This window comes from Polynucleobacter sp. AP-Reno-20A-A9 (genome assembly GCF_018882085.1).
In the GTDB taxonomy this organism is placed as follows: Bacteria; Pseudomonadota; Gammaproteobacteria; order Burkholderiales; family Burkholderiaceae; genus Polynucleobacter.
The window spans coordinates 32,786-44,498 of the sequence record NZ_JACVPB010000010.1 but is presented as its reverse complement, the minus strand read 5'-3'; the positions used below and the strand labels follow the sequence as shown (position 1 = coordinate 44,498).

The 11,713-nt window shown below is 45.2% G+C and carries 12 protein-coding genes; 3 read left to right on the top strand and 9 right to left on the bottom strand.

Annotated features, from left to right (window positions below; genetic code table 11):
* Positions 1–17: 17 nt before the first annotated feature.
* The 3 genes from ICN39_RS09085 to ICN39_RS09075 are packed head-to-tail and all read right to left on the bottom strand — an operon-like array spanning position 18 to position 1,486.
* On the bottom strand, positions 18–230 hold the full coding sequence (locus ICN39_RS09085; RefSeq protein ID WP_216233718.1) for a DUF2892 domain-containing protein: 213 nt from the start codon (positions 228–230) through the stop codon (positions 18–20).
* Between the two features lie 49 nt (positions 231–279).
* Positions 280–591, bottom strand: a complete 312-nt coding sequence (locus ICN39_RS09080) for a metalloregulator ArsR/SmtB family transcription factor (RefSeq protein WP_216233717.1) — start codon at positions 589–591, stop codon at positions 280–282.
* 1 nt (position 592) lies between these two features.
* A complete protein-coding gene (locus ICN39_RS09075; RefSeq protein WP_216233716.1) occupies positions 593–1,486 on the bottom strand; it encodes an MBL fold metallo-hydrolase in 894 nt (297 codons plus the stop codon).
* 69 nt (positions 1,487–1,555) lie between these two features.
* Here ICN39_RS09075 and ICN39_RS09070 point away from each other — a divergent pair, with 69 nt between their 5' ends.
* Both ICN39_RS09070 and ICN39_RS09065 read left to right on the top strand, forming a co-directional pair.
* A complete protein-coding gene (locus tag ICN39_RS09070; RefSeq protein ID WP_216233715.1) occupies positions 1,556–2,374 on the top strand; it encodes a sulfite exporter TauE/SafE family protein in 819 nt (272 codons plus the stop codon).
* A 62-nt stretch (positions 2,375–2,436) separates the two neighbouring features.
* On the top strand, positions 2,437–2,937 hold the full coding sequence (locus tag ICN39_RS09065; protein ID WP_216233714.1) for a hypothetical protein: 501 nt from the start codon (positions 2,437–2,439) through the stop codon (positions 2,935–2,937).
* 69 nt (positions 2,938–3,006) lie between these two features.
* On the opposite strand, the gene ICN39_RS09060 is transcribed toward ICN39_RS09065, so the two are convergent.
* From ICN39_RS09060 to ICN39_RS09035, 6 genes are all read right to left on the bottom strand, one after another.
* Positions 3,007–3,735 carry an ABC transporter ATP-binding protein gene (locus tag ICN39_RS09060; RefSeq protein ID WP_216219709.1) on the bottom strand — a complete coding sequence of 243 codons (729 nt, stop codon included), beginning with the start codon at positions 3,733–3,735 and terminating at the stop codon, positions 3,007–3,009.
* Positions 3,736–3,765: 30 nt separating this feature from the next.
* Complete coding sequence (locus ICN39_RS09055; protein ID WP_216233743.1) at positions 3,766–5,694, bottom strand: ATP-binding cassette domain-containing protein; 1,929 nt, start codon at positions 5,692–5,694, stop codon at positions 3,766–3,768.
* Between the two features lie 2 nt (positions 5,695–5,696).
* Positions 5,697–6,575 (bottom strand): branched-chain amino acid ABC transporter permease, encoded by an 879-nt coding sequence (locus ICN39_RS09050; RefSeq protein WP_215359283.1) that lies wholly within the window; start codon positions 6,573–6,575, stop codon positions 5,697–5,699.
* A gap of 141 nt (positions 6,576–6,716) precedes the next feature.
* On the bottom strand, positions 6,717–7,901 hold the full coding sequence (locus ICN39_RS09045) for an ABC transporter substrate-binding protein (RefSeq protein ID WP_216233713.1): 1,185 nt from the start codon (positions 7,899–7,901) through the stop codon (positions 6,717–6,719).
* A 135-nt stretch (positions 7,902–8,036) separates the two neighbouring features.
* Positions 8,037–8,954, bottom strand: a complete 918-nt coding sequence (locus tag ICN39_RS09040; RefSeq protein ID WP_216233712.1) for an EamA family transporter — start codon at positions 8,952–8,954, stop codon at positions 8,037–8,039.
* The gene (locus ICN39_RS09035) at positions 8,947–10,581 is read right to left on the bottom strand and encodes a GMC family oxidoreductase (RefSeq protein ID WP_216233711.1); all 1,635 of its coding nucleotides are present in this window, start codon (positions 10,579–10,581) and stop codon (positions 8,947–8,949) included. The genes ICN39_RS09040 and ICN39_RS09035 overlap by 8 nt, the downstream gene beginning before the upstream one ends.
* A 288-nt stretch (positions 10,582–10,869) precedes the next feature.
* Here ICN39_RS09035 and ICN39_RS09030 point away from each other — a divergent pair, with 288 nt between their 5' ends.
* Positions 10,870–11,655: a hypothetical protein gene (locus ICN39_RS09030; protein ID WP_216233710.1), complete on the top strand. Its 786-nt coding sequence runs from the start codon at positions 10,870–10,872 to the stop codon at positions 11,653–11,655.
* The last annotated feature ends 58 nt before the right edge of the window (positions 11,656–11,713 follow it).

Sequence of the window (11,713 nt, the reverse complement as noted above, 5' to 3'; positions counted from 1 at the left end):
CCAAAAATATTAAAAAATTACTTACAGCACGAGTCTTTGCCAGAAGAAGCTCCACATGAGCTAATACCCAACAAAGGATAGGCAGGACAAAAACGGAATAAGCCTGTTGCAAGTGGAATGAAGCCAAGCCAGCCCCACCAACCCACTACGCCATTTGCAGCTAGGCCCACTAATAGTGCGCCTATAGCAATTCTGAGGATCCGATCAATACCGCCGACATTGCAATTCATGTTGAACTCCTTTTGATAAAAAATGACTTGAATAATGATGTTTGAACAACTATCTTTTGCAATAGTATTTATAGAGCAAGCCCATTACCGCTACAGCAACCTCGCTAGCCAGGGAATAGTAAATCTGCTTTCCTTCTCTGCGCGTCTTTACCAGCTTTTCCTTGCGAAGAACGGTTAATTGCTGAGATAGGGTAGGTTGATGCAAGTCCAAAGCAAGCTCTAGCTCGCTGACACATTTTTCACCTTGGCCAATCTCACATAACAGCATCATGCGATCGCTATTGGATAAGACCTTCATTAATTTGCAAGCATCCGCAGCCGATGCCTGCATTTTCTTTAGCTCAGATTTAGTAATAGTCATATTAAAGAGTGTTCAAGGGGATTCTTAAGTAAGACTTGCCATTAGCTTCTGGGGTCGGCAGGTGGCCAGCTTGGATATTGACCTGGATAGATGGCAATATGAGATTAGGCATATCTAAAGTGGCGTCACGTTTATTGCGCATTTGCACGAATTCACTCTCGCTAATGCCCTCGTGCACATGAATATTAGACCGCTTCTCCTCGCCAACAGTTGTGCAATAAGCCACAGGACGATCTGTAGGCGGATAGTCATGGCACATATATAGCGTGGTCTCATCAGGATAGGACAGCACCTTCTGAATGGATCGATATAAGGTCTGGGCGCTACCCCCAGGAAAATCACAACGCGCCGTACCAACATCAGGCATAAATAGAGTATCCCCAACAAATAGAGCATCTCCAATTTCATAAGCCATACATGCAGGCGTATGGCCAGGGACATAAAGCGCTTTTAGCGAGAGGGCTCCAAATGACAAGGATTCACCATCCTTCAATAGTCGATCAAACTGAGATCCATCAACCGAAAATTGCTCACCCAGATTAAAAACATTCTTAAAAACGTTTTGTACATTAGTGATGTGATCTCCAATGACAATCTTCCCACCCGACTTACTTTGGATATAGGGAGCTGCTGTGAGGTGGTCAGCATGCGCATGGGTTTCCAGAATCCAATCTAACTGCAACTGCTCATTTTGCATAAAGCCAATGACTTCGTCAGCACATCGAGTAGAAGTTCTACCTGATTTGGAGTCATAGTTCAGGACCGAGTCTATTACTGTGCAGGGGCTTTTCTTGCCCGCATAAACAACATAGGTAAAAGTCCCGGTTTCTGGATCAAAAAACGCCTTAACATCAGCACGAGAGCTTGGATTCACAAAGACCTTTCTTGGCAACATCGTATTTATTCTCGAAAAGAGTAAATGATATATATATTTATATATTATCTTAATATAAAATTAATTGCAATGGACTACTCAATCTTCATCAGCCCCTGCTTGGGTCTTATTGTGGGCTTATTAATGGGTCTTACAGGTGCTGGTGGCGGCATTCTTTCTGTCCCACTTTTAGTCTTTGCCCTCCACCTGACCGTTGCAGAGGCTGCACCCATCTCGCTTGCAGCAATCTGTCTTGCGGCAGGGGTTGGCGCATTACTGGGACTGAAAAACAAGATTCTTCGTTACAAAGCTGCAGGATTCATGGCATTCTTCGGCCTAATACTTTCCCCAATCGGATTGTGGGTATCTCAGCGCCTCCCTAACGCGCCACTATTAATTCTTTTTAGCTGCACCCTGTTCTATGTCTCCATTCGTCTATATCGGCAAGCTCACAAAGAAATTCATGGCATACCTGACTTTGAAGGTAAATCACCGCCACCATGCTTGCTGGATTCCTCCAGAGGTAAGCTATCTTGGAATGTTCCCTGTGCCAGAGCATTAATGCTGTCAGGTGGATTAGCAGGCTTTCTATCGGGGCTCTTGGGTGTAGGCGGAGGCTTTGTTATTGTTCCTGCCTTGAAGCGCTATACCGATTTACCCGTCAACTCAATCGTCGCGACATCATTGGGTGTGCTTGCCATTATTGCTGGGGGCGGCACTTTTTTCTCTGCTATGTCCGGCAATCTCAATATCATCATTGCAGCACCTTTTGCAATGGGGGCATTACTTGGATTACTGACGGGCCAAGAATTAGGCAAAAAATTAAGCGGTCCAAGATTGCAGCAAATCTTTTCTGTTTTAACATTTTGTGTAGCTGTCAGCCTGATTGTTAAGGGATTTTCAAGCTAATGAAAAGACCTTTGGCGTCCTTTACCTTTATTCTTATATTCAGCCTTTTGGGAGTCCTGCTGATGTCTATTACAAAGCCAAGCACTTTTTTATCGACCTCTATTAGCATCGTCTCTGGCACAGTCAGCAATCTCAATAATGAGCTGCTGGAATACGTAAATCCCGAAAAGCCCACTCACGACCATTCGTCACAATATTACAAACGTTTCTTTATTTCTAAATTTAATTTAGGTGATAAAGCAGTCGAAGCAAAGTTTTCATCTCCCATGAAGATTGCCGAAGGTGATCAGATTACCGTGTCAGGATACCCAAAAGGTGACAGCTTCCAGGTTCTTGCCTATAACAACCAAACCCAACGAGTGATCAGCAATGAAAATTGGGTTGTATTGGGCTTGGGCGCTCTCTTCTTCCTTGCAGTAGCCGTAGGCCTACTCAATGGCGAGCTAGTAGCTGAAGGCGCACTGATTCCTAAGCTCTTTCTATTTGGATTTACGCTAGTAGCAATTTATATGGGATACAGAGCCCTCTTGATACGCGAGGCAATTAAACTAATATCAAACTGAGGTCACCCAAATAAAGAAAAAGCCCTTATTGCTAAGGGCTTTTTTATTACTTTCAGATGGGACAACAACTTAGTGGCCACCTGCGCCGCCTAAGTAAGCCGCTTTCACAGCAGGATCGTCCTTGAGCTTTGCAGCAGGTCCATGAGTAGCAATCTTGCCATTCTCTAGAACATAACCGTAATCAGCTACGTTTAAAGCGGCAGCAGCAAACTGCTCAACCAACAACATGGTTACGCCCTGTGACTTGAGGTTAGAGATGATCTTAAATACTTCCTCAACCAAGATTGGCGCGAGTCCCATGGATGGCTCATCCAAAAGAATGATCTCTGGGTTCAACATCACAGCACGAGCCATTGCTAACATCTGCTGCTCACCACCAGATAGCGTTCCAGCTAATTGATTGCGACGCTCTTTGAGGCGCGGGAACATTTCAAGAGACTTTTCCAAGTCATGCTTGATGTCGCCTTTTGGACGACTGCCTGTGAATCGCGGAAATGCGCCAAGCAACAAGTTGTCTGTTACAGACATCGTTGTAAACACACGGCGACCTTCAGGACTGTGAGCCAAACCTAAACGGGCGATTTTATGAGAGTCATAACCGTCAATTTTCTCGCCGCCTAATGTGACTTCGCCAGCCGTTGGTTTGATCATGCCTGTAATAGCGCGCATGGTCGTCGTTTTGCCAGCACCGTTTGAGCCAATCAAAGTAATCACTTGCCCTTTAGGAACATCAATATTGATGCCGTGGAGGACTTTTACTTTGCCGTAGCCTGCTTCAAGATTCTTAATAGATAACATGGTATTTACCGATTCAATATGTTCTAGTGATTAAGTACCCAAGTAGGCATGAATCACCTTCTCGTCTGCCTGAACTTCAGCTGGCTTACCTTCTGCAATCTTCTGACCGAAGTCCAATACAGAAACGGTATCGCAAACTGACATCACCACATCCATATGATGCTCAATCAGGATGAAGGTAATACCGCTATCGCGGATCTTACGAATAATGCGCAAGAGCTCTTTAATATCGGGAGCCGTCAAACCTGCAGCTGGCTCATCCAAGAGGAGCAACTCAGGATCCAACGCCAAGGCACGGGCAATCTCGAGTAAACGCTGCTTGCCGTATGGCAAGTTACGCGCCTCTTCATTCGCTAAATCATCTAGGCCGACGAATTTGAGTAAGGCCATTGCACGAGCATATGCTTCAGCTTCTTCTTTCTTATAACGTGGCAGATGTAATGCAATTTCCACCATGTTTGATTTGAAAGTGTGATGCAAACCAACCAAAATGTTTTGGATAGCAGTCATCTCGCCGAAGAGCTGAACGTTTTGGAAAGTACGTGCGATACCTGATAGCGCAATGTCAGAAGAAGTCTTACCAACAACACTTTCGCCAGAGTAAAGAACGTTACCAGCCGTAGGTACGTAAATACCAGTCAATACGTTCATCATCGTGCTCTTACCAGATCCGTTAGGACCGATCAGACCATGAATAGTGCCGCGCTTGATGCTGAGATCAACATTGTTCAATGCCTTTAAGCCACCGAACTGCATTAATACAGAGTCGACTTTCAGGAGCTCAGCGCCTGTATTTTGGTTGGCAACAGTACTAATGAAGCTAACGGAATCATCCACCGCTTCAGCGTCACCGCCACGAGTAGTTTTTGCCTTACCAGCAATAGATTGGTAGAAGCTCTTTGCAAAACCAACAATACCGTTTTGCAAGTAGTACACCACCAACAAAATCATGAAGCCGAAAATACTGAGACGCCAGTCGGAGATGCTATTTAACCAGAATGAAAATGCTGCCAAACCGACTACACCAGCAATAGGAACGGCTACCCGTCTTGGAGTAGTTACTTGCTTTGACAAGGCCATGCCAGCACCCACTACCACCACGATTGCAATAATGGAAGCAACGATACGGAATAGATTGATGTCATCCAAGAGTTTTGGCAACAAGACGATGATGGCAGCACCAAGCAATGCGCCCAAGCGAGACTTACGTCCGCCCATGATGATGCCGAGTAAGAAGAGAACAGCCAATTCATTGTTATAGGTGTTTGGTGAAATGTATTGCTCTGAGTAGGCATATAAGCAACCAGCCAAACCTGCAAAGCCAGCACTAATCACAAATGCGATCACCTTAAAGCGATATACAGATACGCCCATACAGTCACAAGCAATTGGGCTATCACGCAATGCTTCGAATGCGCGGCCAATTTGGGACTTCACAAAACGATCAACTACGATCAGTGAAATGATCAAAACTGCGGAAACTAGCCAGAAGTACTCCGCCTTAGTCATTGGTACACCCATTAACTCTGGCTTTGGAATCTTGATGCCCAAAGGACCTTCAGTCAACCAAGTCATCTCATTAATCAGAATCTGCGCAATCGTACCGAACGCCAAAGTCACCATCGCCAAATAAGGGCCAATGACTTTCAAGGCTGGTAACGCTAGGATTCCACCAAAGATCGCGGTAACAACAATAGCAGCCGGAATATTGACCCAAATTGGCATGCCAAAGTGGAAATACAAAACACCAGCGGTATACGATCCAATTCCGAATAAGGCTGCATGCCCCAATGAAACCTGACCAACATAACCTACGACGATATCCAAACCATATAACAAAATGGTGTAGATCAGAATCGTTTCAACTAAGTGAATGTAGTAAGGGTTGTGAATAAAGAGGGGCAAACAAATCAGGCCCGCAATCGCAATCAATATAGGTAATAGAGACTTCAATTTCATCATTAAACTTTCTTAATCGCAGATTTGCCGAAGAGACCAGATGGTTTGTACGCCAACACGAGCAATAACAAGATCAAACCAGGCACATCTTTGTAACCAGTAGAGATATAAAAACCGGTTGCTGTTTCTACGATTCCGAGAATCAAGCCACCAACAATAATGCCAAGGCCGCTAGATAAGCCGCCAATAATCGCTACAGCGAAAGCCTTCAAGCCTAGAGCACCACCCATGGTTGCGCCAGTCAAGGTTAACGGCGCAATCAATACACCTGCAAACGCTGCAGTTAAAGAAGAAAGTGCATAAGAGAAGGTAATGACTACGCTAGTATTAATGCCCATCAAGCCAGCAGCATCACGGTCGTTTGCTGTAGCAACAACCGCCTTGCCGTAAATAGTTTTGCGGTTAAAGAACTCCACCAACAACATCATCACTAACGCGCCAACGACTACCAAGATTTCCATTGGGAGAATATTTGCACCCAAGAAACTCATTGGCTCCATTGGTAACGGTGATGGAAATGGCAATGCATCACGACCCCAAATATTTTCAGCTACGTTCTTGAAAATAATACCGAGCGCGATGGTAGACATAATCCAACCAAACTCAGATTTAATCTTGATAGCAGGGCGAACGCCGATCAGCTCAACGAAGCTACCTTGAATCATTCCGAACAAGCAAACCACTGGAATCATCACCCAGTAGTTCATGCCAAAAGTATCTACGCAAGTTAAACCTACAAGAGCACCTAACATCAGCGCCTCACCCTGACCGAAGTTCAAGGTGCCAGATGTGGCAAATGTGAGCTGAAAGCCGAAAGCGATGACCGCGTAGATCATCCCCACTGCTATGCCGCTCGAGAGGATTTGTGCAAACATGTCCATGTTATTGGCCTAAATATTCAAAAAACTGTTTTATTAACGAATCCGACATTGTAAGCAAAACGCCGCTTGTAGGCGGCGTTTTGCTTTATCTAATGCTGCAGTGCAAAATAATTATTTAGATTGCCTGCCCTAGAGCTTAAATTACTTCTTTTTCGCTGTTGCGTCTTCAGCATTCAAGAACTGAACACGGCCGCTTTCAACCACACCCATAACCACGTCTTTTGACTTGATGGCCTCATGGTCAGTTGCAGTGAATGGCTTGTTATAGGTAATCACAACGCCTTCAACAGGAGCCTTCAGGTCTTGCAATGCTGCCAAAATCTTTGGTCCTTCTGTGCTATTTGCCTGCTTGATAGCGGCAGCTAACAAGTAAACAGAGTCATATCCCTGAGCAGCAGAAACTGGGGATGCAATGATGCCGTTCTTAGGCTTAAAGTCTTTCAGGTAAGCCTCAACGAAAGCTTTGCGCTTTGGAGTTGTTGCAGGCTGCTGAATGAAAGTCTCAGGCATAGTTGCGCCATCACCATTTTTACCGGCTGTATCAATAAAGCTAGCCATTGACAAAGTCCAGCTACCAATCATTGGTTTTTTCCAACCCAACTTCGCCATACCGTTAGCAATTTGTGCCAACTCAGGTCCAATTGCGTAAGTCAAAACAACATCAGCACCAGCATTTTTTGCTTTGAGCAACTGTGAAGTCATATCAACGTCACCAATGTTGAACTTCTCAACAGCAACTGGAGTTACGCCGTAACCCTTCAATGCCTTCTCCAAGTCCTCACGACCTAACTGACCGTAGTTAGTTGAGTCAGCCAAAATGGCTACTTTCTTCAAGCCACGCTTCTCAACCGCTTCTTTAGCGATCATTGGTGCTTGAATGTTGTCAGCTGCAGCATTACGGAAAATATAGTTTTCAGCAGCATTTGGGAACTGGTGCGTAATTAAAGAACCAGTAGCAACGTTATTAAATACTGGAATCTTTGCATCTTGATAGAAACGCTGTGAAGCCAATGCAACACCAGTGTTGATATAACCCAAAGTAGCAACTACTTTTTCGTTGTTAATCAATTCTTGTGCAATTTGTACGCCACGCTCGTTTTTCGCTTCATCATCGCGCTCAACCAAAACAATTTTGTTGCCGTTGATACCACCAGCAGCATTAATTTCTTTTGCAGCAAGGCGAACACCGTCACGCATACTGACACCCATTGAGGATGAACCACCAGTAAACGGTCCTGCAACACCAAGTTTGATATCGGCAGCATAAGCGCCGGTTGTAAGCATTGCAGCAGCTGCTACTGCAAAAATGTGATGACGAATGTTCATAAAGTCTCCATGACTAAAAATTGCTAATTAATAAATACTTTTTTATAGGTAAAACCGAAACGAACAGTTATCTTACTGTTAATACAAAGGCAAAAAAAGGGCTTTGTATTAGGGTTTTACATTAGCCCCAAAAGCTCAAGAAAGGCGCCGCTTAAGGCTAAGTTCAATGTTTGGCCAAAAAAGGTTAATGATTAGTCCAACAATCACCAAGCCTGCTGCCAAGATCTTCCAGACAGGCAAAGACTCCCCCAGGAAATACGCTGCAGCCCCCATGCCAAATATCGGCACCAGCAAAGGCGCAGGGGCAACCACCGCTGCTGGATGCTTAGAGAGAAGCCAGGCCCATGCGGAATAGCCAAAGATGGTGTTTCCCCAAGACTGCCAAAGGACACCGGCCCATGCCCCTACTGGGGCTGAGGTTAAAGATGCATTCATATGCTCCCACCCACCCTCAAAAAAGAAGGAAATCGCAAATAAGGGGGGAATAGCGAAAGCACTTGCCCAAACCACGTAAGCCAGCATATTGATGGAGCCAGCCCTACGGCTAACCGTATTGGCAACCCCCCAAGAAAAGCCAGTAAATACCACCAAGGCAAGCCCCAAGAAGGTGGTTGTGGCATCTGTATGCAGGGCAATAATCCCTAATCCGGTCATAGCAACCAATACCGCCAGCATTTGGTAAGTACGCAAACGCTCTTTGGCAAAAAACATTGCAAAGCCGATAGTAAAAAATACCTGAGTTTGGATCACCAGAGAAGCTAGACCCGGGGAGATTCGGCCATCGATCGCAAAGTACAGAACTCCGAACTGTCCTACACCTACTGCCAAACCATAAATACAAAGATTGACCCAAGATGTTTTGGGTCTTGGCACAAAGAAGACCAAAGGAAGAAATGCAAAGGTATACCTCAGTGCAGCGAACAAAAATGGCGGAAAAGCTGCGAGTGACAATTTAATGACTACAAAGTTCGTGCCCCATACCGCCACAATAGCCAACGCTAGCAATAAATGACTAGCGGGTAATGAATAGCTTTTCTGTGAAGTCTTAGGCACGCGTCAGTAATTCCGCCACACGCTCAGCGATCATCATTGTAGGAGCGGCAGTATTGCCAGAGGTAATCGTAGGCATGGCCGAAGCGTCAACCACACGCAGATGATGAATGCCTCTCACGCGTAATTCAGAATCGAGCACTGCCATCGGATCGTTATCGCGCCCCATCTTGCATGTACCCACTGGATGGAAGATGGTAGTGCCAATATCTCCCGCCGCTTTAACCAACTCATCATCCGTTTGATATTGCATACCTGGTTTGTATTCTTCTGGAGCGTAAGGACCCAGGGCAGCCTGCTCAACAATCTTCCGAGTTAACCGTAAAGACTCTGCCGCAACCTTGCGATCTTCATCCGTCGACAAATAATTGGGACTAATCACTGGTGGCGCCTCGGGATCGGTCGAGTTGATGTGAACACTTCCCCGCGAGGTAGGGCGTACATTACAAACACTTGCTGTGAAGGCGTTAAATGAATGCAAATCTTCACCAAATTTTTCGAGAGACAAAGGTTGCACGTGATATTCAACGTTGGCACTCTTTTGCTCTGGCGAGCTATACGCAAATGCACCCAACTGTGATGGTGCCATCGACATTGGGCCAGATCGCTTGAAGAGATATTCCAAGCCGATCATCATCTTTCCCAAAAGGGTATTGGCTTTGGTGTTCAAGGTCTTAATGCCATTCACCTTGTAAACCATGCGCAGTTGTAAGTGATCTTGTAAGTTCTCGCCAACACCTGGAAGATCGGCAATAACAGAGATACCTAATTGGTTTAAATGTGCAGCAGCGCCAACACCGGAGCGCTCCAATATTTGCACACTACCAATTGCACCCGCACTCAATAACACTTCGCCACCCTGCTCGATGGCACATAAGGCTTCGCGGGATTTGCCATCCTCGATGTATTCAACCCCAAGGCAATTTTTAGTAGCGGGATCAATGTTGAGTTTGGTCACAATAGCTTGAGTTAATACTGTGAGATTAGGACGCTTTGCAGCATCCCTTAAAAAAGCTTTGGAAGTATTCAAGCGCCAACCAGCGCGCTGACTGACATCGAAGTAACCCACGCCAAAGTTATCGCCGCAATTGAAGTCCTCTGAAGCCGGAATGCCCGCCTCAACTGCAGCCTCTTTAAATCGATCCATGATGGGCCAACGTAAGCGCTGCTTTGAAACAGTCCACTCACCACCCTTACCATGCCACTCATTTGCGGCGCCGTGGTAATCCTCAAATGCCTTGTAGCGCTTGAGTGCATTTTCCCAAGACCAAGAATCATCCCCAGTTGCCTGCACCCAAGACTCATAGTCACCCGCTTGACCACGCATATAAATCATGCCGTTAATGGATGAGCATCCGCCCAAAACACGGCCACGCGGATACAACAAAGATCGTCCGTTTAAGCCTTTTTCAGAAGCTGTTTTAAAACGCCAATCCGCCCTTGGGTTATCAATGCAATATAAGTAGCCAACTGGAATATGGATCCAGATGTAGTTGTCATTCTTACCTGCCTCAATCAGCAAAACCTTCTTATTGGGGTTTTCAGTCAAGCGCTTAGCCAACATGCAGCCGGCACTACCGGCTCCGATGATGATGTAATCGTAGAGATTATTTCGATTGATTTCAGTCATAACTATTTCTCAAAGCAAATCTTTTATTGGCACCCATTATTCCTCAAACACAGAAAATGGGTTCATACTTATTCCAATAAAGGGTTTGCTGCTTAGATAACCACAATATATGCGACTTCACGGAAACATCAATCCAGCAAACTAAAGCTCTCTTCAGCCCTCTAATTGCCGCCCGCCCAAATGTCCTCGTTAAAAATTTTTGTTGTTTTTCATCAAACATTAGATCAGCGCTTAATTTTTCCCCATTTTACTAATGCGGAAGTAGCTAAATGGTTTTTGTTTTATGGGGTGAATATTGAAAAAACGAATAAGAAAATGATAGGCAAAGATGGTGCTGAAAATACAGATTTAGCAAATACCCCCGGAGTCACATTAGAGTACCAACTAGATTCTTACAGTCCAGAACTACAACAACAAGGCTACATGGAGACATCGTGCTTTCTCCATATCCTCTCCAATAATCTATTTCCAAATTCAGATCTCATAGGTGTCACGCAATACGATATGCGATGGACCGAAAAATCCACGGGCTTGCTCAGAAAAATAGCCAAGGGGGAGTCTCAAGAGGGGCTCTTCAACAAAATAAAACGGCTTGTCAGAAGGGCAATCAACCCAGCATTTGTTTCTCCACAAATTGCTTATGCGCAAGTTGGAGGAAAGATCATGGATAGCGCTGGACAACTAAGCCCCATGACTGCATCTTATGCATTTAACTGGCCCTATCTCATTGAAAGCTATAACGACTTCTTTGGCACTCATTGGTCAATCAATGATCTTCGCAACCAACCCCTGACTCTATGGCAAACCTATCTGCTGCCAAGAGCGGTTTTTACCAGGCTAGCAAGTTGGCTCAAAACATTCGTCGATGAGGTCACCCCCTGGGCAAACAAAGCTCCCTATGAAACGCATTGGGGTGTCCTTGGGGGTTATACAGAGAGGGCAGAGGCCTTATTCATTGCACTACAAGTGAAAAGTGGGGCTCTAATAGTCCACCCACTCATGCTCGAACATGATGAAAATATCCCAATAAATTTGCAGGTAAGCAAAGAGCACTATGCTGAAGGCACAAGTTAACTAGCCTCAAATACAAACGAAATATAGCCCCCTTCTCTATACCCATCTAAAATAGCAA

What these genes read in the sequence shown, in the direction of transcription:
- ICN39_RS09035 (WP_216233711.1), bottom strand. Translation starts at nt 10,581, where the DNA reads ATGACTGAAATCAATCGAAATAATCTCTACGATTACATCATCATCGGA.
- ICN39_RS09075 (WP_216233716.1), bottom strand. Translation starts at nt 1,486, where the DNA reads ATGTTGCCAAGAAAGGTCTTTGTGAATCCAAGCTCTCGTGCTGATGTT.
- ICN39_RS09045 (WP_216233713.1), bottom strand. Translation starts at nt 7,901, where the DNA reads ATGAACATTCGTCATCACATTTTTGCAGTAGCAGCTGCTGCAATGCTT.
- ICN39_RS09050 (WP_215359283.1), bottom strand. Translation starts at nt 6,575, where the DNA reads ATGGACATGTTTGCACAAATCCTCTCGAGCGGCATAGCAGTGGGGATG.
- ICN39_RS09055 (WP_216233743.1), bottom strand. Translation starts at nt 5,694, where the DNA reads ATGAAATTGAAGTCTCTATTACCTATATTGATTGCGATTGCGGGCCTG.
- ICN39_RS09060 (WP_216219709.1), bottom strand. Translation starts at nt 3,735, where the DNA reads ATGTTATCTATTAAGAATCTTGAAGCAGGCTACGGCAAAGTAAAAGTC.
- ICN39_RS09070 (WP_216233715.1), top strand. Translation starts at nt 1,556, where the DNA reads ATGGACTACTCAATCTTCATCAGCCCCTGCTTGGGTCTTATTGTGGGC.
- ICN39_RS09085 (WP_216233718.1), bottom strand. Translation starts at nt 230, where the DNA reads ATGAATTGCAATGTCGGCGGTATTGATCGGATCCTCAGAATTGCTATA.
- ICN39_RS09080 (WP_216233717.1), bottom strand. Translation starts at nt 591, where the DNA reads ATGACTATTACTAAATCTGAGCTAAAGAAAATGCAGGCATCGGCTGCG.
- ICN39_RS09065 (WP_216233714.1), top strand. Translation starts at nt 2,437, where the DNA reads ATGTCTATTACAAAGCCAAGCACTTTTTTATCGACCTCTATTAGCATC.